We start from the raw sequence: 23,352 nt of genomic DNA on the forward strand, positions 1-23,352 counted from the left end.
TCGCCCCTCCGGAAGGCTTCTCAGTCCGGTGCGCCGATAGTGTGGCGGGGTGAGCCGCCGGCCCTCCCTCGTCGCCGTGCTCCTGCTCTCCTCGCACCCCGTGCCCGGTGCAGCCGTGACGGCGGTCGCGCTGACGCTCGCGATCGCGGTCGGCCTGGAGCCGTGGCGGGTCGCCGTCGTCACGCTGGCGTTCGCGGCGAATCAGCTGTCGATCGGGTGGGCGAACGACTGGATCGACGCCGAGCGCGACCGCGTCAGCGGGCGCCGCGACAAGCCGGTCGCCCGCGGCGACATCGAGCCGGCCACCGTGCGCACCGCGGCGTTCGTGGCCCTCGCGCTCTCGGTGCTCCTCGCCTTCGTGCTCGGGCCCGCCGCAGGCGCGGCGCACCTCGTGTTCGTGCTCTCGGCCTGGGCGTACAACGCCGGGCTCAAATCGACGGCGCTCTCCGTCGTGCCCTACGTGGTGAGCTTCGGCCTGCTGCCCGCCGTCGTGACCCTGGCCGCGCCGGAGCCGCGCTTCGCCGCCTGGTGGGCCCTCCTCGCGGGCGCCCTGCTCGGCGTCGCCGCCCACTTCACCAACGTGCTGCCCGACCTCGAGGACGACTCCCGCACGGGCGTCCGCGGGCTCCCCCACCGCCTCGGACTCCGCGACGCCGGCATCACCGCCTTCGGCGCGCTCGCGCTCGGCGCGGCGGTCGTCGCGGCGGGCAGCGGCGGCCTGCCGGGCGCGATCGGGCTCGGCCCGGTGCTCCTGCTGGCGGCGGTCGGCGTCGTCCTCGTCGTACGCCGGCGGATCTCGCGCGCCCTGTTCGTGCTCGTCCTGGTCGCCGCGCTCGTGCTCGTCGCGATGCTCGCGGCCTCCGGCGGCAGGGTCGCCGCCTGAGCGATCCCGCCGAGGGGTAACGTGGAACGGGCCGCCGCGGCGCGGCGGAGAGGACGCCGATGACGGACCGATCGCTGCTCGACGCGGAGCTGCTCGCCAGGATCCACGCCCGCGCTCCCGGCTACGACCGCGCCAACGCGTTCTTCACCGAGGACCTCGCCGAGCTCACCGAGGCCGGCTACCTGCGGGCCCTCGTCCCGGAGTCGTTCGGCGGCTCGGGCCTCACGCTCCGCGAGATCGCCCGCGAGCAGCAGCGGCTGGCGGCGGCGGCCCCGGCCACCGCGCTCGCGGTCAACATGCACCTCGTCTGGACGGGCGTCGCCAAGGTCGTGCACGACCGCGGACTCGACTTCCTCGACTTCCTGCTCGAGGAGGCCGCGGCCGGCGAGGTGTTCGGCTTCGGCATCAGCGAGGCCGGCAACGACCTCGTCCTCTTCGGGTCGCGGACCGAGGCGGAACCCCAGCCGGACGGCGGCTACCGGTTCACCGGCACCAAGGTGTTCACCTCCCTCGGCCCCGCCTGGACGCGGCTCGGGCTGTTCGGCCTCGACACCACGTCGGCGGATGCCCCCAAACTCGTGCACGCGTTCATCCCGCGCGACGGCGGCGGGTTCCGCATCCTCGACGACTGGGACACGCTCGGCATGCGGGCGACGCAGAGCAGCACGACCGTGCTCGAGGGCGCGTACGCGCCCGCCGACCGGGTGTTCCGGCGGCTGGACCCGGGGCCCAACCCGGACCCGCTGATCTTCGGGATCTTCGCAGGCTTCGAGATCCTGCTCGCCTCCGTCTACACGGGGATCGGGCAGCGGGCCCTCGAGCTCGCGGTCGAGGCCGTGAACCGCCGAACCTCGATGAAGAACGGCGGTGCCCCGCTCGCCCACGACCCGGACCTCCGCCGGCGGATCGCCGACGCCGCCCTCGCGCAGGACGCCCTCGCGCCGCAGATCGACGCCATCGCCCGCGACGTCGACGAGCTCGTCGACCACGGCTCACAGTGGTTCCGCAAGCTGGTCGGGGTCAAGGTCCGCGCCACCGAGACCGCCCGCGACGTCGTCGACAAGGCGATCCGCGTCTCCGGCGGCTCCTCCTATTCGAACTCGGCCGAGCTCTCCCGCCTCTACCGCGACGTGCTCGCCGGCATGTTCCACCCGTCCGACGACGAGTCCGCCCACAGCACGGTCGCGACCGCGCTGCTCGGCCCCGTGCCCTGATGCCGAGCATCGAGCTGCTCCTCGACGAGGAGTCGGAGCAGGCGCTGAAGGCCGAGTGGCTCGCGCTGGCGGATGCGGGACTGCCCAGTCAGGCGAGGCACACGGGCGCCTCCAACCGGCCGCACATCACCCTGCTCTACTCGGACGAGCGGCTGGACCCGCCCCGCGTCCTCGGGCTGCCGCTGCCGGTCACGGTCGCGAGCCCGGTCATCTTCGGGTCGGCGCGGCGGGGCTTCCTGGTCGCGCGGCTCGTCCGGCCGAGTCTTCCGCTGCTCGAGCTGCACCGCATCCTCCACGAGGAGGTCGGCGACGCGCCCGGCATCGACCGCCTCACGCGTCCCGGCGCGTGGACCCCGCACGTCACGCTGGCGCGCCGGCTCACCCCCGCGGAGCTCGCCACGGCGCTCACGATCATCGAGCCGAAGCGCGCGATCGAGGGGATGTCAGTCGGCGCTCGGATGTGGGAGTCGGCGACCAAGACGATCACCGACCTCCGCCTGGTCTGAGTCCTCCCCCAGCAGCCGGCGGGCGAGCACGGTGGCTCCCGCGACCGCTGCCGGCGTCGCGAGCACCGCGACGAACGGGAGAAGGAACATCAGGTAGACCGCGACCCCGAAGCCGAGCACGCGGGCGCGGTTCTGCCGGCGCAGCCGCCGCTGCACGGCGGGCGGCACCTCCCGGCCGTCGAAAGGGCGGCCGAGGAGCTCGGCGGCGACCAGCCAGCCGCCGCCGAGCGCGCCGACGCAGAACGCCAGCACTCCCCCGGCGATCGGGATGAGGCCGAGCAGGAACACGCCGAGGCCGAGCAGGGCGGAGAGCGTCACCAGCTTGAGGCCGCTCGCGACTCCCCGGCGCACCGAGCCCCAGAAGCCGAGGGTGTCGGCCTGCCGGAACCCGCCCAGCCGCTGCTCGACCGCGAGCCAGATGCGCTCGTAGAAGGGGTCGCCGACGGCGAGGGTGAGCGCCGTGAACGTCGACACCGCGAGCAGGATCGCGAGGATGAGCAGCGCGAGCGCCGCGGCGAACCGCACCGCCGTGCGCCACACCTCGTCCCAGCGGTCCGCGAAGGGCGTGATCCACGCGGCGAGCCCGTCGAGGTTGACGGCGAGCAGCACGATGGCGGTGAGCACGACGACGCCGACGACGAGCGCGGGCAGCGCGCCGAGCGCCATCAGGCCCGGTGACGAGCCCCAGAGCCGGAAGCCGCGGAACAGCGTTCCGACGCCTCCCGCGAAGGCGGGCAGGCCGCGCTGCCGGTGTGCGGTACGCGGAAGCTCCATCCCGCCGACGCTATCGCGGGTCAGCGGCGCTTGCCGCGCTTCCTCTTCCCCGGCTTCCGCTCGCTCCAGTCCGTCAGGTTGTAGACGGTGACGAGGGTCACGCCGACGAGGAGCCACCAGTTGCGCGCCCTGCGCTCCCGGAACACCCCGGCCAGGAACGGCGCGAGCAGGTAGAGCGGTGCGCTCGCCTTGTCGATCATGCCGTGCAGCGGGAACGGCACGATCTTCTGCGCGGCGTAGGGCTGGTCGGTGACGGCGTTGAGGCCGCCCTGGATGACCGCGACGGTGCGGAAGAGGGTGCGGGCCCGGGCGCTCATGCCGAGCATGCCCGGCACGACGGTGTTCGCCGCGGTGAGGCCGTAATCGAGGATTCCGTGCAGCTCGGGAGAGATCGGTTTGGTCATGACTTCACGACAGCACAGCAGGAGCCTCCCTCACCAGGGCTTGCGACCGTCGCCCGTCAGACGAACCGGATGACGTGCTGCAGCCGGGTGCGGAGATCGAAGAGCTCGGTGCCGCCCACGGTGCGCGCGCCGGGCATCCCCTCGCGGAGCAGCGCCGGCAGCACGGACCGCCGCACGACGGCGACGGCCGCCCCCCGGGAGGACCCGGCGAGAAGGTACGGCTCGTCGAGCTGCGCGTCGGGGACGACGAGCAGGAGGCCGCTGAACTTCACCCGCCCGGCGCGTGCGAGCGTCTTCGCCCGCGCCGCAAGCGCGTGCAGCGGGCGGTCCCCCTCGACCGAGACGCCGGTCACCTCGCCGCGGCGCACCTGCACGACCGCGCCGAAGTCCTCGGACAGCAGCGCGAAGAGGCCGGTCGGACCGAGCACCACGTGGTCGAGTTTGTCCGCCGGCACTCCCGTGTCGACGTCGTGCCAGACCGTGTAGCCCATCCCGAGGTCGCTCACGAGGCGCGCGGTGGCCTCCTCGGCGAGCGCGTCGGCGAGGATGCGGCGGATCTCCCGGGGTGCCCGGCGAACGAGCGCGGGATCGTAGGGATCGTCGATCTCGACGCCCCGGCCCATCCACTCCTGGAGGAGGCGCAGATACAGCTCACGACGCCAGCCGCCGGGATGGCCGTAGGAGCGTGCGGCGGGCCGCCCGGACGGGGTGGTCTGCGGTTTCGGCGGCCCCCAGGAGAAGGTCCGGTCCGAGCCGGTCGACGGCCCGCGTCCTCGGTCGTACTCGGCGCGCGCCTCCGGGGTGCCGATCAGCGCCCAGGCCTGCTGGACGGCGATGAAGCGCGCCGACTCGCCGCCGGTGTCCGGATGGGTCTCACGCAGCAGCCGCCGGTACGCGCGGCGCAGCTCGTCGTCCGTGGCGGAGGGCGGCACGCCCAGCACTTCGTAGGGCGACTCCGAGACCGGGCTCTCCGACATCCTGCACTTCCCGCGGCCGCGCGGAAGCGACCGTCCGAAGCGCCACCCTACCGGGCGCTCGCTGTCCGCCGGCCGCACGACGGGTGCGGGAATGTTGAAGACCATCCCTGGGTTGAGTCGTCTGTACTCAAGTTTTCTGATCCAGGAGGTTCCATGCCGGGATTCCTCGGCCCCCAGTCCGGCGACGGCTCGTTCGACGAGTTCCTCGCTCGGCTCCTCTCCGGCCAGCGTGCCGGATCGACCGGACGCCCGGTCGACATCAGCCGCCTGCTCAGCCGCCGCACGCAGGACCTCCTGCAGCGCTCCGCCGAGTTCGCGGTCCGGCACGGCCACCCCGGCGTGGACGCGCTGCACCTGCTGCACGTCCTGCTGACCTCATCGCCGGTCTCCGGCATCGTCGAGCGCGCCGGGGCGGACCCCGACCGGCTCGTCGAGTCGATCGAGGAGCGGCTCCCCGAGTCGTCCGAGCAGCTCGCCGACCTCGCGCCGGGCCTGCTGCCCTCCGCGCAGCGCGCCCTGTTCGTCGCCGCGCAGGTGGCGCGCGCCTCCGGCTCGACGTTCGTCGACCCCGAGCACGTCTTCTTCGCCCTCGCGCTGAACAGCGACGCGGTGCCCGGCCAGCTGCTCGCCGCGGCGGGAGTCACCCCGCAGACCCTGCAGGCCGCGGCCACCGGCGGGGACGCGTCCGCGTCGCGCACCGAGGCCCGCAGCGGGCAGAGCGAGGCGTCCACCACCCCGACCCTCGACGAGTACGGCACCGACCTCACCGGCCGGGCGCGCAACGGCGAGCTGGACCCGGTGATCGGGCGCACGGACGAGATCGCCCAGACCGTCGAGATCCTGCTGCGCCGCACCAAGAACAACCCCGTGCTGATCGGCGAGCCCGGCGTCGGCAAGACCGCCATCGTCGAGGGACTCGCCCAGCGCATCGCGGACGGCGAGGTGCCGGACCTGTTGCGCGGCAAGCGCGTCGTCGCCCTCGACCTCGCCGGCATGCTCGCGGGCACCCGCTTCCGCGGCGAGTTCGAGGAGCGCCTCACCAAGGTCATCGCCGAGATCGCCGAGCACAAGGACGAGCTCATCGTCTTCGTGGACGAGCTGCACACCGTCGTCGGCGCGGGAGGCGCCGAGGGCGCGATGGACGCGGGCAACATGCTGAAGCCGCGTCTCGCGCGCGGCGAGCTGCACCTGATCGGCGCGACGACGCTCGCCGAGTACCGCCGCATCGAGAAGGACGCCGCCCTCGAGCGGCGCTTCCAGCCGGTCGTCGTGCCGGAGCCGAGCGCGGAGGACGCCGTCCGGATCCTCGCAGGGCTGAAGGGCCGCTACGAGGAGCACCACCGCGTCGCCTACAGCGACGACGCGGTCCGCGCGGCCGTTGAGCTGTCGTCCCGGTACATCCAGGACCGCTTCCTGCCGGACAAGGCGATCGACCTGCTCGACCAGGCGGGCGCCCGCCGGCGGCTCACCCTCGGCGAGCCCACCGACGTGGCGGCGCTGCAGGCGCAGGAGGCCGAGCTCGAGGCGGCGAAGAGCCGCGCGGTCGCGGAGGAGCAGTACGAGGAGGCGTCGCGCCTGCGCGACGAGATCGAGGCCGTGCGCCGCCGGATCGCGGGCGCGCCGGACGAGTCCGTGCCGTCCGCCGAGGAGAGCACCATCGCCTCGGCGGACATCGCCGAGATCGTCGCACGCCTCACGGGCATCCCGGCCGCTCGCCTCACCGAGGGCGACCGGAGCCGGCTCGCGAAGCTCGAGACCGAGCTGCACGAGCGCGTCGTCGGCCAGGACGAGGCGGTCAGCGCGATCGCCCGCGCCGTCCGGCGCAGCCGCACCGGCATGGGCGACCCGCGGCGTCCCACCGCGAGCTTCCTGTTCCTCGGCCCCACCGGCGTCGGCAAGACGGAGCTCGCGAAGACCCTCGCGGCCTCGCTGTTCGGCGACGAGAAGGCGGTCCTCCGGTTCGACATGAGCGAGTACGGCGAGCGGCACACCGTCAGCCGTCTGGTCGGCGCCCCTCCCGGGTACGTCGGCTACGACGAGGCGGGCCAGCTCACCGAGCGCGTGCGGCGCCAGCCGTATTCGGTGATCCTGCTCGACGAGATCGAGAAGGCGCACCCGGACGTGTTCAACCTGCTCCTGCAGGTGCTTGACGACGGCCGGCTCACCGACGGTCAGGGCCGCACGGTCGACTTCCGGAACACGATCGTCATCATGACGTCGAACCTCGGCTCCGAGTTCCTCGCGAGCCGCGGCGGAGCGCTCGGCTTCGTGGCCGCCGACGAGGCGGGCACCGGGTTCGGCTCCGAGAAGGCGCTGCGCGACCGGGTGATGGGCAGGCTGCGCGAGAGCATGCGCCCGGAGTTCCTCAACCGGATCGACGAGATCGTGCTGTTCCGCAAGCTCGACCGCGCGCAGCTGCGGCAGATCGTCCGCCTGCTCCTCGGCGCGACCGCGGCGCGGCTGGAGGCGCAGGACATCCGGCTCGACATCGAGGAGGCGGCCGTGGACTGGCTGGCCGAGCACGGCTACGAGCCCGAGTACGGCGCGCGCCCGCTGCGCCGGCTCATCCAGCGCGAGGTCGAGGACCGGGTCGCCGACCTGCTGGTCGGCTCCGGCCTCTCCGCCGGCGACACCGTGCGGCTGTCCGTCTCGGACGGGCGCTTGACCGCCACGACGACGGCGGACGCGCTGCCGCTCGCCGCGTAGCCCGGCCCGCACTGCGCAGGGGGTCGCCCTTCGGGGCGGCCCCCTGCGTCGTTCCCACCCGCCGGCGCCCTCCCCGCAGCAGAAACGTCCTCCGCGCGCATCGGACGACACCCGCGCCGAGGGCGTATCCCCCGCGCCGAGCGGACCGACGCCCCTGGAGCCGCCGCGGCCCGGCGAGTACCTTCCGCCCATCCCGACCGAGGAGGCACGGATGGACGCGCACGACCCGCCGTTCGACCGCATCGACATCGACGAGCCGTTCGATGCCCGCGAGCTCGCCGACCTGATGGAGCGCCAGCGCTTCGACCCCGAGACGATGCAGCCCGACGAGGAGGGGCAGCGACTCCTCTCGCACCACACCTACCGCTGGGCCGACGCCCTCCGCGCCGGCGTCTTCAGCCTCGCCTGGCCGCAGCGGCTCTACGTGCCCGGGCAGGTCGACCACCGGCGGTACTGGATCCTGCCGCCGCCGCACGAGAACGTGTACCAGCACGACTGGACCCGCTCGACGAGCCCGGCGCCCACCGGCTGCTACGCCGACAACGGAGCCGGCACGATGACCGCGTCGATCAGTCCGACGGAGCTGACGGGCACCCATCGGGCGTACACGGGTCTCGCGATCGAGTACCTCCCCACTGCGAAGCTGGCTCAGGTGCGCTTCAGTGCCGAGGTGGCCGCGATGGCCGTGCGCCGCTTCGACTTCCTCACCGCCGCCCGCTACAGCCGGTTCGACTTCTTCGCGACCGTGCTGCTGCGGGGCTGGGAGATCAATCCGGTCACCGGCACGTGGGAGCTGCTCGCGCCGTTCGCGAATTCCCCGGTGATCGCGCAGACCCACTACGGTCAGCAGGCGGGCCTGCCGTACACGGTGCCGGTGTCGCTGCCGAGTGGGACGCTCGGCGTCAACTTCCTGGTCGAGAAGGGCAAGCGGTACGCGTTCGGCGTGCTGTTCCGCGTGACGATCGTCGCGGATGCTCGCGGCGCCGACGAGCGGAGCGTCTACCGGCCCCGCGCGGACGACCGGATCGCTCTGCAGAGCCTCCTCAGCGGCGCCGTTCCGGAGATGACGGTCGACACCACCGCCGTCTACCAGACCTGAACCCGACTCGGCCGCGCTGTCGCGGCGCCGGTAGGAGACTGCGCGCTTGCCAATACTGTGCGAGACACAGTACCGTGTCGCCAATGGACGGCGAACTGCTCACCGGGCACCTGCAGGAGCTCCGCCGGGGAACGGTGGTGCTCGCGTGCCTCGCCCTGCTCCGCCGGCCCGGGTACGGGTACGCGCTGCTGGAGGCGCTCGAGTCCGCGGGCTTCGCCGTCGAGGCGAACACGCTGTACCCGCTGCTGCGCCGCCTCGAGAAGCAGGGCCTGCTCGAGAGCGCCTGGAACACCGACGAGTCCCGGCCGCGCAAGTTCTACACGACGAGCGCCGAGGGCTCCGAGCTGCTCGCCCTGCTGCTCTCCGACTGGGAGCAGCTGCACGCCGCCATCCGCAATCTGAGCGAAGGGAACGAGCGATGACGACGCTCACCGACCGCTATGTCTACGCCGCCCTCCGGTCGCTGCCGGAGGAGAAGCGGGCCGACATCGACCGCGAGCTGCGGGCCTCGATCGAGGACGCGGTCGACGCCCGCGTCGAGGAGGGCGTCTCGCCGCGAGACGCCGAGCGCGAGGTGCTCACCGAGTTCGGCGACCCGGGCCGGCTCGCCGCGGGCTACGCCGACCGACCGCTGCACCTCATCGGACCGGCGCTCTTCCTCGACTGGTGGCGACTCCTCAAGCTGCTCCTCGCCGTCGTGCTGCCCGTCGCGACGGCCGGCGTCGTCCTCGGCCAGCTGATCGCCCAGCAGCCGGTCGGCACGATCATCGGCACGGCCGTCACCACGCTGCTGTCGGTGACGGTGCACCTCGGGTTCTGGGTGACCCTCGTGTTCGCGGTCCTGGAGCGCACCACGGGGCGGCAGGGCTTCAGCGAATGGACGCCCGACAGCCTCCCCGAGCTGCCCGCTCCCGGCCGGATGGGCTTCGGCGAGGTCATCGCCTCCGCGGTCTTCGCGGTGATCCTCGGCGGGCTGCTCATCTGGCAGCAGGTGTCCTCGGTCTTCCGGGACGAGGGCGGCCGGCCCATCCCCCTGCTGGACCCCGAGCTGTGGAGCCTCTGGATCCCCTACCTGCTCGCCCTGCTGGTACTCGAGGTGGTGTTCGCCTTCGTGGTGTGGCGCCACGGGCGGTGGACGTACGGCTTCGCCGCCGTCAACGTGGTCACCTCCCTGCTGTTCGCGGTGCCGGCGCTCTGGCTGCTCTTCACCGAGCAGCTCCTCAACCGGGCGTTCTTCGCGGAGTTCGGGCGGGATTGGCTGATCGAGCCGGGCAGCGTCACGGTGACGATCACGGCGTTCGTCATCATCGGGATCACGCTGTGGGACATCGTGGACGCCTTTCTCAAGGCGCGCCGCGCCGCCCACCCGGTCGCCACCCCCGCCGCCGCCTGATCCGCTGCCCGGCCGCGTCGAATCCGCTCCGGGCCGTTTCGGCACTTCCGGGCCGCCTAGGTGGCCCGGAACCGCCGTTTCGGCCCGGCTCCGCTTCGGCCCGCCTCCGTCTCGGCCCGGGATGCCGGTCCGACGTCACCCGAACGTGGTGATGGTCCGATCGACGCTCTCCGCCGCTGCGACGACGTCGTCGAGGGAGCCGGCGGGCACGACCACCAGCGAGGAGGCGTCCTCGTCCTCCTCGTCGTCGAGCATCACGAGGCGGAAGCCCTTCGCCGCGAGGATCTCGTCCGCGACCGCCATCGCCTCGGCCAGGTCGTCGGTGTCGGTGACCCGGCCGAGGTCCGGCTGCAGCCGGAACACGCGGGGCAGCTGGGCGAGGGCGTCGGCGAGCTCCATGCCGGTGTCCTCGGCGTCCAGGTAGGCGAGCGCACCGGCGTCGTCGAGCCCGCTGAGGAGCGCTTCCCAGGGGTCGCCGTCCTCCTCGAGCGCCTCGCGGACGCCGGGCCACAGCAGCTCGTCGTCATCGAGAAGCGTGCAGAGCCGCTTCCAGGCTTCTTGGTCCTCCACGATTCCGATTATCCGCGCATCGTTCCGTCGCAGCCGACGGGCTAGACCCTGTCCCGCCCGGTCTCGCCGTCGAAGTCGACCTGGTTCCGGCGGATCTGGTCGTCCTCGTCGGGGTGGAGCAGCGTGCCCTCCGCCTCGAAGTGCCCGCGCTCGCGCGGAGGCTCCGAAGTCGCGACCCTCGGGCGCTCCTCGGGAAGCTCCTCCACGTCGCCGCGGCGCTCCTCACCGCCGCTGTCGTGCCGGGTGAGGCGCGAGGCACCGGGGCTGCGGTCGTAGTAGTGGTGCAGGTCGACCTCCTCCTCCTCGGTCAGCGCGCTCTCCGGATCGAAGTGCGGGGCGTCCTTCACCTGCGCCTTGCTGTACGGGATGCGCAGGACGTCGCCGTCGAGCTGCGCCTCCTCGAGGGGCACGAAGCTCTCCCGGCGGCCGAACAGGCCCGTGCGCACCGTCACCCAGTGTGGCTGGCCGTCGTCGCCGAGGAACGTCTCCCCGACCCTGCCGACGGCGTGGCCGTCGGTGTCCACCACATCGGCGCCCCTCAGGCGGTCGATGTCGCTCCTGCCGATCATCACGAGCTCCTTCAGGTCCAGGCCGCGCGCGCGGCCTCTGGGCTCCGACGCTAGGAGCCCGCGAGCGGACCGCAAGGGCCGCTGGTCCCGACCTCCAGGCGACCGTTGTTCGGCAAAGTCAGCGAGCCTCGGCGGCGACGGCACGGCGCTGGCGGAGGGAGTGCCGGGCGAGCCGGGCCGCGATGTGGGCCGGGGTGTCCTGGGGGCTCACGTAGCAGCGCGGCAGCGTCACCCGATCACCGGGCTCGTAGTCGCCGGTGACGCACGCGTTGTCGTAGCCGGCCGCGCGCACGGCATCCGCCGCGGCCTCGTCGTAGGAGCCCCACGGATAGCAGAACCCGGGGACCTCGCTCTGCAGCACGTCCTCGAGCACCCGCCGGCTCTCCCCCACCTCGGCGGCGAGCTGCACCGGGTCCGCGCCGGCGAGCCGGACGTGGTTCATGGTGTGGCTGCCCACCTCGTGGCCGGCGGCGGCCGACTGCCGCACCTGGTCCGCGTCCATGATCGGGAAGCGGGGGCCGGTGTCCCACGTGTTCTCGCCGCCCATCCGCCCGGCGACCACGTACACCGTGCCGGTCATGCCGTGCCGCTCGAGCACCGGCACCGCGTACTCCAGGAAGTCGGTGTAGCCGTCGTCGAAGGTGAGGCCGACCAGGCCGCCCGCCTCCCCACGGTCGACCGCGCGCACGAGCTCGGTCTGCGAGACGCCGCGCAGGCCGAGCCGGCGCAGGAGTCGCAGGTGCCGGTCGAGCCGGTCCGGGTGCACCCGGAGCCGGTGCGGATCGGGCTCGGTGGACGGACTGATGGAGTGGTACATCAGGATGGCCGGCACGGGCATCCTGAGACCCGCACCGGTCACGCGGCGGTCCCGTCGGCGGCCATCCGCTCGGCGGTGCGGGCGTCCGCGACGCGGATGCTCTGCACGCCGGACCCGGTCCCGGTCGAGGCGACCGCCTCGACGAGCTCGGCGCTGAAGCGCTCCACGGCGTGCAGTCGCCGGGCCCTCGCCGCGTCAGCCACGGCGGCGCCGCGGAAACGGTGCCAGTCGCGGGCGACGCGCTCGACGGCGTCGGCCCAGTCCGCGGGCCGGGCGGGGTCGACCGCCTGCGCCGATGCGTAGCCGGCCGCCGCCTCCTCGAGGCCGCTGTGCGCGCTCACCACGAGGGGGCGGGCGGCGAGCAGCGCCTCGACGGCCGTGTTGCCGAACGACTCGTCGCCGGTCGAGGGGACCAGCACCACATCGGCGTCGGCGAAGTGCGGCCACACCTCGGCGTGGAAGCCGAGGAAGCGGACCCGCTGCTCGAGGCCGGCGTCGGCGACGGCCGCACGCAGCTCGGCCTCGAACCACTCGTAGCCGGGGAACACCGAGCCGACGAGCGTGAGCTGCGCGTCCACGCCGCGGTCCGTCAGCTCGCGGAGCGCCGCGACCGCCACCTGGGGGCCCTTGCGCGGCGAGAGCCGGCCGACGTACAGCAGTCGCAGAGGGCCCGTCAGCAGCTCACGACCGGGCACGACCCCCTCCGGGCCGCGGACCGGGTTGGGCACGACGACGCTGCGCCGGCGCAGCCTCGGCGCCACCTCGGTGAGCACCTCGAGCGTGAAGCGGCTGTTGGCGATGACCCGATCCGACAGAGCGGGGCAGAGCGCCATGCCGCGTCGCAGAAGCCGCGGGGCGGACTGCTCGGCCTCGTGCACGTGGCAGATCGACCGGCGGCCGGCCAGGCGGGCGAGGAGCGTCCAGGAGGGCAGGGTGAGCGTGTTCACGTAGACGCCGGCATCGGCGTGCCGGCGCAGCAGCCCGAGGGCCGGCGGGAAGCCCACCACGGCCTGGCCGAGCAGCTGGACGGCGCCGCGCGGACGCAGGGCCGAGTTGCGCAGGACCGGCATCGGGCAGCGGACCACGCGCAGGCCCCGGGACTGGAGCTCGCGCACCAGCGGCCCCGGGCCGGGCACGGCGACCGTCACCCGATAGCGGTCCGCGAGGGCCGTCGCCGACTCGAGGAGGACCCGGTCGGCGCCGTAGAGCTCTGCGCCGGGGTGCACGACGAGGAGTCCGGGACGGGCGTCGTCGGCCGTCCTTCCGCCTCGGCGCCTCATCGCGGGAGCCGTTCCATCTCGCGGAACCATTTGACCGCGGCGAGGGCGAGGAAGCCGGCCGCCGCAAGGAAGAGAACCGCGTAGACGGGGAAGAAGAGCGCGGGAAGCCCGAACAGCACGAAGGTGACGGCCAGCAGGCCGTAGTCGGTGGGCAGCGTGAGCAGGGACCGGCCGATGCCCACCTTCTGGCCGGTGCGCTGTGCGCGCGTCGGCGCACCGTGCTGCGCCCGGAGCGCCTCGTTGAGCATGGTCCCGAAGTAGGTCACCGCGTCGACGACACAGTAGCCGAGGGGCACCAGCAGCCAGACGGGGTCGAGGTCCGTGAAGCGGTAGAGGCCGACGAGCACCGCCAGGTGCAGCGACGAGGCCTTGGCGGCGTCGACCATGTGGTCGAGCCACTCCCCCGCCGGCGATCCGCCGCCGCGGAGCCGCGCGAGCTGCCCGTCGGCGGCGTCAAGCCCGTAGCCGAGAACCAGACAGGCGGCGACGGCCAAGCCCATGGGCACGGACGGTGGGACGAGCGCGAGCAGAGCGATGCCGGTCACCGTGAAGGCCGCGCTGATCGCGGTGACCGCGTTGGGGGTCAGCCCTACCTGAAAGGCCAGCGCGGCGAACAGCCGGCCGAGCGGACGATTGACGAAGCGGGAATATGCGGGTGCTCCGGCGGAGCCCTTCTGGGCGGCCGAGAGCCGGCGCAGCGTGGCCCGCAGGCCTTCTGCCGACCCAGGGGGCGAATGGACGACGGCCGTCACGTGTTCCTCCGGCTCCTTCATTGGTTCCCCCCGGGCGACCAGCATGGAGGGGCCCGAGCGCGTACGTCAAGCGGCATACGACCTGACGTTGACGAAATCTCACAAGCGGAGGGTGAAGCACCGCGAAGGACCTCGCTTCAGCGCGAATCGGACCTCTTCTCGAAGCCCTGGTCGGTGAGGGTGCCGCCGGCGTGCACGGCGAGCTCGTCGATCGGCGTCGAGCCGAAGTAGAGCAGCCGCTGCGCCTCGAAGGAGGAGCCGGCGGTCGCCCAGCTCCCGTCGGGCCAGGTGAGACGGGTACCGCGCTCGAGCCTCTCCACGGTGACGCCCGCCGCTGACGCGTCCAGCCGGTGGATGTGCGGCGCGAGCCGCTCCATCGTTCCGCTCGGCAGTCCGTTGTAGTAGAGCAGGAACGCGTCCGACACCCGGCTGCTGTTCGTCTGCACCGGGGCCCCGTCCCGTCCTCGGTCGCGAGGCGTGATCGTCCAGACGTCCCCCTCGACGCGGACGAGGTAGTCGACCTCCCAGCCGCCCACACGCAGGCCGTCGCCTTCCTCTCTCACCGCGATGCCGGAGCTTCCCTCCAGCCCGGTGAGGACGCGCGGGTCGAGGAGGCCCCGCACGCCGGGCGGGGGTCCGTCGGGCGCCGAGGGTCCGTGAGCGGCCGGTGCCGGCAGGCGCAGCCTCGATGAGCGGACCGCGGCCATCAGCGCCGCATAGGGCTCCCCTTCATAGCGCAGCAGACCGGCGTGCTCGGTGGAGCGCCCCGCGCCCGTCGAGAGTGCCACGTAGGCGACGAAGTCCTCGGGGACCTCCCAGATGTCGAGACGGGTGTCCCACCGCCGGCCCCGCAAGAGCTCTGGAAGGGGGGTGTACCTTCCCGGATCGGCCGAGGCGAAGCGGCTGTACAGGTCGAGCAGCCGAGGACGCCCGCCGTCGAAGGTCGCGAAGAGTGATCGGCGGAGCCGGTGACCGGTCCCCGCATGCCGCCGCTCGACGGAGACGGTCAGGAGGAATACCCCGAAGAGGACCGTCCCGACGGCGAGCAGCCATGTCCACAGCGGATCGAATCGCGCCGCCACGGCGTTCGCAGTCGACGACGCCCCCTCCGCCTCGCGGCGCGCCGTCACAACCAGCTCCGGCATGAAGAGCGTCGCGAGCACGAGGCCGGCGAGCCCGATCGCGAGCACGAGCAGCCCCGGCCAGAGGACACGCAGCGTCCGGTGGCGGGTGAAGCGTGGATCGGTGTCGAGCGGTGAGCGACGTGCCACGGCGTGTTCCCCCTGCTGCGGATCCGACCTCACAGCCTACGGTCCACGGCGAAGCGAACCCTTCCCGAGCCTCCACGATCGCTCAACGCCGCAGAACGAGAAAGAGCGCCGCCCGAAGGCGACGCTCTTTCTATTGGTGGACCTGAGGGGACTCGAACCCCTGACCCCCTGCATGCCATGCAGGTGCGCTACCAGCTGCGCCACAGGCCCATCGGCTCCGTAAGAAGCCTCGACAACTTTACTACACGTCGGGACCGTCCCGTGACGCGGCAGCGTGTCGTCGACTCCGCCGGCTCAGTCGAAGAGGTCGCTGAGCCAGTTCTCCTTCTTCCGTGGCCGGTAGCCCTGGTTGTAGCCGCGGTCGCGGTCCCGGTACTGGTCGCGGTACGGGTCCTGGTACGGCGCGCCCGTCGGCTGCACGTACGGGGTGGAGGTCGCAGGAGGGGCGGGAGCGGCGGTCGGGGTGGGACCGGCGCGGTCGATGATCTTGTCGAGCTCACCGCGGTCGAGCCATACGCCGCGGCACTCGGGGCAGTAGTCGATCTCGACTCCGCTGCGGTCGCTCATGACCAGGGTCGCACCATCATTCGGGCACTTCATCGAGTCCTCCTCAGTTCTTCCTGCCACCGTACGGAGTCGCGCTGAGCGAACGCCCAGAAGGCGTGCAGAGAAGAAGCAGGAGGACGTGCGGAGCGCGCACCGCGAAGCGGGGGAAGCTCCGCATCCGGGCCACCGAGGCAGGCCGGAAGTGCCGGATCGGCCCGGCGAAGGGAGGCGACTACTCCGCGGCGGGCGTGTTCGGCGCGACCGGGAGATTGACCGGGATGACCGGGCAGTCCTTCCAGAGGCGCTCGAGCGAGTAGTAGAGCCGGTCCTCCTCGTGGAAGACGTGGACGACCACGTCGCCGAAGTCGAGGAGCACCCAGCGACCCTCGGACCGGCCCTCGCGGCGCAGCGTCTTGGCGCCGGCCTCGAGCAGCCGATCCTCCACCGCCTCCGCGATGGCGAGCACGTTGCGCTCGGTGCGGCCCGACACGAGCAGGAAGGCGTCCGTCAGGGGAAGCCGCCCGGCCACGTCGAGCGCGACCGGGTCGAGGGCGTTCTTGGAGTCGGCGGCGACCGCCGCGAGCTGGACCAGCTCGACGGCGCGTTCGGATGCGGCAGTTATCAGAAGATCCTCAGGACGTAACCGGCGAAGAGCAGGCCCACCACGCCGAGCGCCATGAGTGCCGCGGTGATCGCGAGCACGGTCGGCAGCATGGCACCGCGGCTCTTGCGCGGGCTGACCACGCTGCGAGTCGAGGTGTGGGTGGACACTGCACGCGCGGCGCGCACGGGGGCGACGTCGGCGGTGTGGTGCTCTTCCTGGCTGGCCTCGAACAGGCGGTCGATCTCCGACGAGTCGTACTGCTCGGAGGGAGCGCCGGTCGAGGACAGGATGCGGGGAAGGTCCAGCGAGCCGGTGACCATGATCTCGCCCGTGCTGTTCACGGCGGAGAAGAGGTCGGGCTGCGGGTCCCTCGACATGATGAGCGCGTTGGTGGAGCCCGAGGACGTGCCGACGTTGCGGCTCAGCATGCCCTCGAAGGGCAGCTCCTCGTCGTCCTTGTACTGCGCCTGGACCGACCAGTGGCCGGCGGGCGGGGTGTAGGGACGCTCCTGGCGCGCCATCTGGGGCGTCGGACCGGTCGCGGGGGCACCGGAGCCCTCGAGGCCGGCACTCGCCTGGGCGATGAGTGCCTCGAAGCCCTGCAGGCCGGGCATCGGGGCGGACGGCACCTCGGTGAAGGTGCCGGCGGCCGGGGCGGGCATCGGCTCGACGCGCGGCGGAACCGAGGCCTTCGGCAGCGGCTCGGCGAGCGGCGCGATGAACGCCTTCGGCAGCGGGGGGAGCTCGGTCTCGATGCGGTCCATCAGGACGGTGTCGAGCCCGGGCTCGTCGTCCTCGACCTCGGCCTCCGGCAGGAACACCGGAACCTCGGCCTCGACGGCGGCGCGGTCGACGGCCGACATCTCGACGGTCGCCGTGTCCGTGTAGGAGGAGAACGCGGAGCCCGCGAGCTCCTCGGCGGCGGGGGCCGGGGCGACCGGCTCCCACGACGGCGCCCAGGCGCCGTTGGCGCTGCCGGTCGACGGCGCGAACGAGGGGACCTGGCCGGTCTCGCGCATGGCGCGCAGCGCGCGGCGCGACATGGTGTGGTCGAGCGACGCGGACAGGTCGGCGACCGGCGCCTCGTCGGCGACGAGGCGCGGCGCGGCGCTCGACACCGGGGTGCCGAGGATCGAGTCGATGCGCGAGGTGGGACGGGTGCGAGTGTCCTCGGCCTCGGGCAGGATCGGCTCGGGAGCGAAGCTGCGCTGCTGGAACACTCCCGGGATCGACGGGCGGCGCGCGTCGTAGGTCGGCAGCTGCGGCCGGCCCTGCGCGATGTAGCTCTGCGGCTCGGCGGGGCGACCGTCATCCGTGGCACGACGGCCGGTGCGGCGCTCCGCCTCGGTGGCGGCGTCGGTCAGCTGCGACGCGGCGCGACGGGACAGCGTGTCCCAGATGTTCCCCGACGAGTTGAGGTCGTACACGTTCGACGGGTGCACACCCGTCAGGTCCGCCGTCTCGTTCGCACGCCGCTCGGCGTCGCGCGCCTCACGCCGGCTCCGTGGCTGCCCCGTGCCGGAGGTCGTCCCCTGACGCTCCCGCTGCTCCTGCCACAAAGTCATGAAGTCCCCCGATACAGATCATGTTTGGAGATGTACTGCACGACGCCATCTGGTACGAGGTACCAGACGGGATGCCCCCTCTTCACTCGACTGCGGCAGTCGGTTGAAGATATCGCCAGCGCCGGAATTTCCAGCCAGCTTACGTCGTGCTCGGGAAGGTCGGATAGCGACACGGCGTGTCCCGGACGGCTGACCGCGACGAAGTGCGCGAGATCCCAGAGGCCCTGGACGTCCTTCCAGCTGAAGATCTGCTTGATCGCGTCGGCACCGGTGATGAAGAACAGGTCGCTGTCTGGGCGTTCGCTCTGAATATCGCGCAGCGTGTCGATCGTGTATGTGGTACCGCCCCGGTCGATGTCGACCCGGGACACCGTGAAGCGCGGGTTCGCGGCGGTCGCGATGACCGTCATCAGGTACCGGTGCTCCGCGGGGCTCACGCCACGCTTCTGCCACGGCTGGTAGGTCGGGACGAAGATGACCTCGTCGAGGTCGAACGACTGCGCGACCTCACTGGCCGCCACGAGGTGGCCGTGATGGATCGGGTCGAAGGTGCCGCCCATCACGCCGATGCGCGGGCGGCCGCTGCCCGGCTCGATCTGCACGGGCGAGGATCAGCCGAAGTGAGCCGTACCGTGGCCGGAGCCGTCACCGCCCGGCTTGCCGGACACCTGACGGTGCCGGTTGGCCACGTTGCGGTAGCTGAACATCACGATGCCGAGGACGGCGAACACGGCCAGGGTGATGATGCCGAACAGCAGCGGCGGCATCGGCAGCGTGTTGTGCTCGGTCTCGGCGGCGGCCGCGAGAACGACGGCGTGGATCAGCGACATGTACTCTCCTGCAGCATTTCGGCCTCGCCGGCGGCGGCGGTCAGTTCAGTCTAGCGACGGGCCCCGAGCCCGGAGACGCGCGAAGGGCGGGCGGCGCGTTGTGCGCCACCCGCCCCTCGCATGTCTCGGTCAGACGCCGAGCCCGGCCTTGTCGACCTTGCGGTGGAAGCGCATCCCGGCAATGCCGCCGAGCACGGCACCCGCCAGCGCGATGAGCGCGACCACGATGGCGGTGATGATGCCGCCGGCGGTGAGGGCGCCCTCGTTGACGGGGATCCGCGGGAAGCTGTTCAGGTTCGCGAGGACGTTGAACTGGCTGCCCGCGACCAAGCCGAGGATGGCGGCAAGGATCGCGATCACGAGCGCCCAGAGCCAGACCGCGAGGCCCTGCTTGGCGCCGTTGAAGCGGGCCATGCGCCCCGCGACGTAGCCGCCGCAGTAGTAGGACAGGAACAGGATCACCACGAGGGCGATCGCGCCGACGATGCTCACCGTCTGGGCCTGCTCGGCGTTCACGTCGGTCGCGTCGACGTTGGTCGCGAGGCCGACCGCGGCGCCGGCCGCCGCGACGAGGGCGGTCAGAATGACGGCCATGCCGGTGGCGGTGAGCCAGCCGAAGAAGGCGGACCCGAACTTGATGCCGCCGAACTGCTCCTTCTCGCGCGCGACGACATCGTGTCGCAGCGACGACCCACGGCCGGCCGGGACGGCTGCTGTGTCATCGCCGCGGTCGGCGTCACCCTGCGTGGAGAAGGCCTCGGTCTTGTCCTGGTCCGTGTGTCCTGGACGTCCGCTCTCGGGCGTGCTCATGGCGGTCCCCTTCCCGTTCGGGCGCCGCAGCGCGACGCCTGTGGGGAAACGGTACGGAGGACCCGCAAGCTTCAGCCAGGGCTTGACACTTTGCGTGCCGAGAAGGTCAGGAGCGGGTCTGGCCGGATCCGCGCACGATCCACTTGGTGCTCGTGAGCTCCTGCAGGCCCATCGGACCGCGTGCGTGGAGCTTCTGGGTCGAGATGCCGACCTCCGCGCCGAACCCGAACTCGCCGCCGTCCGTGAAGCGAGTGGAGGCGTTCACCATGACGACCGCGGAGTCCACCTCGGCGAGGAAGCGCTCAGCGCTGCGCACGTCGTTCGTGAGGATCGACTCGGTGTGCTTCGTCGAGTACCGGTCGATGTGCTCTATCGCCGCGTCGAGGTCGTCGACGATGGCGACGGACAGGTCGAGCGACAGGTACTCCTCCGCCCAGTCCTCCTCCGTGGCGGGCACGGCGTCGGGGTAGAGCGCGCGGGTCGCCTCGTCGGCGTGCAGGGTGACGCCGGCGGCCCGGAGGCGGTCGAGGACGGGCGACAGCAGCCGCGGGGCGGCGTCCCGGTGCACGAGGAGGGTCTCGAGAGTGTTGCAGACGCTCACCCGCTGCGTCTTCGAGTTGAGGACGACGTCGACGGCGAGCTCGGCGTCCGCGCTCTCGTCGACGAAGACGTGCACGACGCCCGCGCCGGTCTCGATGACGGGGACGGTGGACTCGGCGACGACCGTCTGGATCAGCTGGGCGCTGCCGCGCGGGATGAGCACGTCGACGTAGCCGCGGGCGCGCATCAGCTCGCGGGCGCCGTCGCGCCCGAACTCGTCGATCGTCTGCACGGCGTCGGCGGGCAGCCCGACGGAGGCGAGCGCCTCCTGCAGGATCTCGACGAGCACGCGGTTGGAGTTCTCGGCGGCCGTTCCGCCGCGCAGCACGACGGCGTTGCCGCTCTTGAGGGCGAGCGCCGCGATGTCGACCGTCACGTTCGGCCGCGCCTCGTAGATGGCACCGACGACGCCGAACGGGACGCGCACCTGGGAGACCGAGAGGCCGTTCGGCAGGACGCTGCCGCGCACGGTCTGGCCGACCGGGTCGGTGAGCGCCGCGACCTCGAGCACGGCGTCCGCGAGGGCGCCGATCCGCTTCTGGTCGAGGCGCAGCCGGTCGCGGAGGGCGGCGGAGAGCCCGTTCCGCTCCCCCGCCTCGAGGTCCTGGGCGTTGGCGGCGAGGATGCGCGCCGCGCCGGCGAGGAGGGCGGAGGCGATCGCCTCGAGCCCGCGGTTCTTGATCTCCGCCTTCTGCGTGGCGAGCTGCCGCGAGGCGCGCTTCGCCGCGGCGAAGCGATCGGTGAGGCCGAGGGAGGTGGATGCGCCGGACATGCGGGAATTCTAGAGCGCGGGCTCGCGGACGAGGGGGTCGAACCAGGTGCCCACCGGCTCGCCGCGGAGCGCCTGCGCCACTTGGCGGGTCGCGGTCAGCAGCACACCCGCACCCGCGTCGGCGGCGTGCCGGGCGGCGGCGACCTTGGTGGTCGCTCCGCCGGTGCCGATTCCCGTGCCGACCGAGCCGACCACGACGCCGTCGAGGGGGTCGCCGTAGGGCACGTGCTCGATCCGCTCCGCGCCCGGCTCCTGCGGCGGCCGGGTGTAGAGGGCGTCGACGTCGCTGAGCAGCACGAGCAGGTCGGCGCGCACCAGCGCGGCGACGAGGGAGGCCAGGCGGTCGTTGTCGCCGAAGCGGATCTCGTGGGTGGCGACCGTGTCGTTCTCGTTGACGATCGGCAGGATGCGCAGCTCGAGCAGCTTCCCGATCGCCCGCTCAGCGTTCTTCCGCGAGGTGGCGTTCTCGAGGTCGCCCGCCGTCAGCAGCACCTGTCCGGCGACGATCCGATACTGCCGGAGGCTCTCCTGGTAGCGGTAGATGAGCACGTTCTGGCCGACGGCCGCCGCGGCCTGCTGCGTGGCGAGGTCGCTGGGGCGGCTGTCGAGGCCGAGGAACGGCATCCCGGTCGCGATGGCGCCGGAGGAGACGAGGATGACCTCGGCCCCCCGGCCGTGGGCCTCGGCGAGGGCGTCGACGAGGGGCTGGATCTGCCCGGCGTTCTCACCGCTGATCGAGGACGAGCCCACCTTCACGACGATGCGCCGCGCGGCGAGGATCTCCTCCCTGCTCGCTGTCGTCACTCCGCCTCGTCCTTCGTCACTGTCTCGTCCCTCGACCCTGCGCTGCTGAGTCGCGCGTCCGTCGACCCCGCGTCCCTCGACTCGGGCTCGTCCTCGCGCCACAGGCCGGCCTCGCGCTCGCGCAGCAGCTCGGCGCGCGCCTCCGCCTTGGCGTCCATCCGCTCGAAGTACAGGTCGCGGCGCTCGTTGCGGGTCGGCCGGGCGTTGCGGTCGAGGCGCGAGTCGGTGCCGCGGGGGCTCGTCATCAGCTCGGCCGCCGACGCGAGCGCCGGCTCCCAGTCGAACACCACGCCGTTGTCGCCGCCGATGACGACGGTGGAGCCGGGGATGGCGCCGGCGTTGAAGAGCTCATCCTCGACGCCGAGCTTCGCGAGCCGGTCGGCGAGGAAGCCGACGGCCTCCTCGTTCTGGAAGTCGGTCTGCGCCACCCAGCGCTCGGGCTTGGCTCCGCGGATGCGATAGATGTTGCCGCCGGAGCCGCCCTCGACGCGGACCGTGAACTCGGCCTCGTCGACCGGCTTCGGGCGCAGCACGATGCGCGGCTTCGGCGCCTCGATCACGGCGCGCGCCTGCTCGATGAGACCGGCGAGCGCGAAGGACAGCTCGCGGAGCCCGGCGTGCGTGACCGTCGAGATCTCGAACACGCGGTAGCCGCGGGCCTCGAGGTCCGGCCGGACGAGGTCCGCCAGGTCCTTGCCCTCGGGCACGTCGACCTTGTTGAGGGCGACGAGCTGCGGGCGCTCGAGCAGCGGGAGCTGCCCCTCCGGCACCGGGTACGCGGCGAGCTCGCGGAGGATCACGTCGAGGTCGCTGATCGGGTCGCGGCCGGGCTCGAGCGTGGCGCAGTCGAGGACGTGCAGCAGCGCGCTGCAGCGCTCGACGTGGCGGAGGAACTCGAGGCCGAGGCCCTTGCCCTCGCTCGCGCCCTCGATGAGGCCGGGTACGTCCGCGATCGTGTAGCGGGTGGATCCGGCCTCGACCACGCCGAGGTTCGGCTGGAGGGTGGTGAAGGGGTAGTCCGCGATCTTCGGCCGTGCCGCGGACAGCGCCGCGATGAGGCTCGACTTGCCCGCCGACGGGAAGCCGACGAGCGCGACATCCGCGACGGTCTTCAGCTCGAGGCGGACGTCCCCCTCCCAGCCGGGCGTGCCGAGCAGCGCGAAGCCGGGCGCCTTGCGCTTCGGCGTGGCGAGGGAGGCGTTGCCGAGGCCGCCCTGGCCGCCGGGGGCGACGACGAACCGCATGCCCGGGGTGTCGAGGTCGACGAGCTCTGCGCCGTCGGCGTCCTTCACGACGGTGCCGACCGGGACGGGCAGCTCGAGCGGGGCGCCGCTCGACCCGTGCCGGTGGTCGCCCATGCCGGGCTGGCCGTTCTCGGACGAGCGGTGCGGGCCGCGGTGGTACGCGAGCAGCGTGGTCACCTGGGGGTCGGCGACGAGCACGATGTCGCCGCCGCTGCCGCCGTTGCCGCCGTCCGGGCCGGCGAGCGGCTTGAACTTCTCGCGGCGCACCGAGACGCACCCGTTCCCGCCGTGACCGGCGCGCAGGTGCAGCGTCACCTCATCGACGAACGTCGCGACCACGGGTCCTCCAGGTGGTTCAGATC

General features: G+C 72.5%; 25 protein-coding genes and 1 tRNA gene. 7 read left to right on the top strand and 19 right to left on the bottom strand.

The window, feature by feature from the left end:
• The first annotated feature begins 49 nt into the window (after positions 1 to 49).
• Genes J3P36_RS04660 through J3P36_RS04670 form a run of 3 tightly spaced genes read left to right on the top strand, consistent with a single transcriptional unit; the run spans position 50 to position 2,603 of the window.
• Entirely contained in the window at positions 50 to 883 is an 834-nt protein-coding gene (locus J3P36_RS04660; protein WP_210506062.1) for a UbiA family prenyltransferase, read from the top strand.
• Positions 884 to 942: 59 nt separating this feature from the next.
• Positions 943 to 2,097: an acyl-CoA dehydrogenase family protein gene (locus J3P36_RS04665; protein WP_210506063.1), complete on the top strand. Its 1,155-nt coding sequence runs from the start codon at positions 943 to 945 to the stop codon at positions 2,095 to 2,097.
• A complete protein-coding gene (locus J3P36_RS04670) occupies positions 2,097 to 2,603 on the top strand; it encodes a 2'-5' RNA ligase family protein (RefSeq protein WP_210506064.1) in 507 nt (168 codons plus the stop codon). Before J3P36_RS04665 ends, J3P36_RS04670 begins: the two co-directional genes overlap by 1 nt.
• Here J3P36_RS04670 and J3P36_RS04675 read toward each other — a convergent pair.
• Genes J3P36_RS04675 through J3P36_RS04685 form a run of 3 tightly spaced genes read right to left on the bottom strand, consistent with a single transcriptional unit; the run spans position 2,541 to position 4,758 of the window.
• Positions 2,541 to 3,377, bottom strand: coding sequence for an EI24 domain-containing protein (locus J3P36_RS04675; protein WP_210506065.1), 837 nt, complete (start codon positions 3,375 to 3,377; stop codon positions 2,541 to 2,543). The genes J3P36_RS04670 and J3P36_RS04675 overlap by 63 nt on opposite strands.
• A gap of 20 nt (positions 3,378 to 3,397) precedes the next feature.
• Complete coding sequence (locus J3P36_RS04680) at positions 3,398 to 3,781, bottom strand: hypothetical protein (RefSeq protein WP_210506066.1); 384 nt, start codon at positions 3,779 to 3,781, stop codon at positions 3,398 to 3,400.
• Positions 3,782 to 3,837: 56 nt separating this feature from the next.
• A complete protein-coding gene (locus J3P36_RS04685) occupies positions 3,838 to 4,758 on the bottom strand; it encodes a DnaJ domain-containing protein (RefSeq protein ID WP_210506067.1) in 921 nt (306 codons plus the stop codon).
• 153 nt (positions 4,759 to 4,911) lie between these two features.
• On the opposite strand from J3P36_RS04685, the gene J3P36_RS04690 reads away from it, so the two are divergent.
• From J3P36_RS04690 to J3P36_RS04705, 4 genes are all read left to right on the top strand, one after another.
• A complete protein-coding gene (locus J3P36_RS04690; RefSeq protein ID WP_210506068.1) occupies positions 4,912 to 7,464 on the top strand; it encodes an ATP-dependent Clp protease ATP-binding subunit in 2,553 nt (850 codons plus the stop codon).
• Between the two features lie 211 nt (positions 7,465 to 7,675).
• Positions 7,676 to 8,563 carry a hypothetical protein gene (locus J3P36_RS04695; protein ID WP_210506069.1) on the top strand — a complete coding sequence of 296 codons (888 nt, stop codon included), beginning with the start codon at positions 7,676 to 7,678 and terminating at the stop codon, positions 8,561 to 8,563.
• A gap of 83 nt (positions 8,564 to 8,646) precedes the next feature.
• Positions 8,647 to 8,985: a PadR family transcriptional regulator gene (locus J3P36_RS04700; RefSeq protein ID WP_210506070.1), complete on the top strand. Its 339-nt coding sequence runs from the start codon at positions 8,647 to 8,649 to the stop codon at positions 8,983 to 8,985.
• Positions 8,982 to 9,956: a permease prefix domain 1-containing protein gene (locus J3P36_RS04705; protein WP_210506071.1), complete on the top strand. Its 975-nt coding sequence runs from the start codon at positions 8,982 to 8,984 to the stop codon at positions 9,954 to 9,956. Before J3P36_RS04700 ends, J3P36_RS04705 begins: the two co-directional genes overlap by 4 nt.
• Positions 9,957 to 10,091: 135 nt before the next feature.
• On the opposite strand, the gene J3P36_RS04710 is transcribed toward J3P36_RS04705, so the two are convergent.
• The 16 genes from J3P36_RS04710 to obgE form a co-directional block, all read right to left on the bottom strand.
• Complete coding sequence (locus tag J3P36_RS04710) at positions 10,092 to 10,526, bottom strand: hypothetical protein (RefSeq protein WP_210506072.1); 435 nt, start codon at positions 10,524 to 10,526, stop codon at positions 10,092 to 10,094.
• Positions 10,527 to 10,567: 41 nt separating this feature from the next.
• Positions 10,568 to 11,095 (bottom strand): PRC-barrel domain-containing protein, encoded by a 528-nt coding sequence (locus tag J3P36_RS04715; protein ID WP_210506073.1) that lies wholly within the window; start codon positions 11,093 to 11,095, stop codon positions 10,568 to 10,570.
• Between the two features lie 118 nt (positions 11,096 to 11,213).
• A complete protein-coding gene (locus J3P36_RS04720) occupies positions 11,214 to 11,927 on the bottom strand; it encodes a polysaccharide deacetylase family protein (RefSeq protein ID WP_210506074.1) in 714 nt (237 codons plus the stop codon).
• A gap of 23 nt (positions 11,928 to 11,950) precedes the next feature.
• Complete coding sequence (locus tag J3P36_RS04725; protein WP_210506075.1) at positions 11,951 to 13,192, bottom strand: glycosyltransferase family 4 protein; 1,242 nt, start codon at positions 13,190 to 13,192, stop codon at positions 11,951 to 11,953.
• Complete coding sequence (locus tag J3P36_RS04730; protein ID WP_307806950.1) at positions 13,189 to 13,944, bottom strand: CDP-alcohol phosphatidyltransferase family protein; 756 nt, start codon at positions 13,942 to 13,944, stop codon at positions 13,189 to 13,191. The genes J3P36_RS04725 and J3P36_RS04730 overlap by 4 nt, the downstream gene beginning before the upstream one ends.
• 137 nt (positions 13,945 to 14,081) lie before the next feature.
• Complete coding sequence (locus tag J3P36_RS04735) at positions 14,082 to 15,215, bottom strand: hypothetical protein (RefSeq protein ID WP_210506077.1); 1,134 nt, start codon at positions 15,213 to 15,215, stop codon at positions 14,082 to 14,084.
• A 134-nt stretch (positions 15,216 to 15,349) separates the two neighbouring features.
• A tRNA-Ala gene (locus J3P36_RS04740) sits at positions 15,350 to 15,425 on the bottom strand.
• A gap of 84 nt (positions 15,426 to 15,509) precedes the next feature.
• Positions 15,510 to 15,815 (bottom strand): zf-TFIIB domain-containing protein, encoded by a 306-nt coding sequence (locus J3P36_RS04745; RefSeq protein WP_210506078.1) that lies wholly within the window; start codon positions 15,813 to 15,815, stop codon positions 15,510 to 15,512.
• A 178-nt stretch (positions 15,816 to 15,993) separates the two neighbouring features.
• Positions 15,994 to 16,386: a ribosome silencing factor gene (gene rsfS / locus J3P36_RS04750; protein ID WP_246854353.1), complete on the bottom strand. Its 393-nt coding sequence runs from the start codon at positions 16,384 to 16,386 to the stop codon at positions 15,994 to 15,996.
• Positions 16,383 to 17,930 (bottom strand): hypothetical protein, encoded by a 1,548-nt coding sequence (locus J3P36_RS04755; protein WP_210506079.1) that lies wholly within the window; start codon positions 17,928 to 17,930, stop codon positions 16,383 to 16,385. The genes rsfS and J3P36_RS04755 overlap by 4 nt, the downstream gene beginning before the upstream one ends.
• The gene (nadD, locus tag J3P36_RS04760; RefSeq protein WP_374100709.1) at positions 17,927 to 18,526 is read right to left on the bottom strand and encodes a nicotinate-nucleotide adenylyltransferase; all 600 of its coding nucleotides are present in this window, start codon (positions 18,524 to 18,526) and stop codon (positions 17,927 to 17,929) included. Before nadD ends, J3P36_RS04755 begins: the two co-directional genes overlap by 4 nt.
• Positions 18,527 to 18,541: 15 nt before the next feature.
• Entirely contained in the window at positions 18,542 to 18,760 is a 219-nt protein-coding gene (locus J3P36_RS04765; RefSeq protein ID WP_210506081.1) for a hypothetical protein, read from the bottom strand.
• A gap of 129 nt (positions 18,761 to 18,889) precedes the next feature.
• Positions 18,890 to 19,570, bottom strand: a complete 681-nt coding sequence (locus J3P36_RS04770; RefSeq protein WP_246854141.1) for a hypothetical protein — start codon at positions 19,568 to 19,570, stop codon at positions 18,890 to 18,892.
• A gap of 106 nt (positions 19,571 to 19,676) precedes the next feature.
• Entirely contained in the window at positions 19,677 to 20,942 is a 1,266-nt protein-coding gene (locus tag J3P36_RS04775; RefSeq protein WP_210506082.1) for a glutamate-5-semialdehyde dehydrogenase, read from the bottom strand.
• Positions 20,943 to 20,951: 9 nt separating this feature from the next.
• Positions 20,952 to 21,746: a glutamate 5-kinase gene (gene proB / locus J3P36_RS04780; RefSeq protein ID WP_210506083.1), complete on the bottom strand. Its 795-nt coding sequence runs from the start codon at positions 21,744 to 21,746 to the stop codon at positions 20,952 to 20,954.
• Positions 21,743 to 23,329, bottom strand: coding sequence for a GTPase ObgE (gene obgE, locus J3P36_RS04785; protein ID WP_210506084.1), 1,587 nt, complete (start codon positions 23,327 to 23,329; stop codon positions 21,743 to 21,745). The genes proB and obgE overlap by 4 nt, the downstream gene beginning before the upstream one ends.
• Positions 23,330 to 23,352 lie beyond the last annotated feature (23 nt).

It is taken from the genome of Naasia sp. SYSU D00057 (genome assembly GCF_017916505.1).
Lineage (GTDB): Bacteria > Actinomycetota > Actinomycetes > Actinomycetales > Microbacteriaceae > Naasia.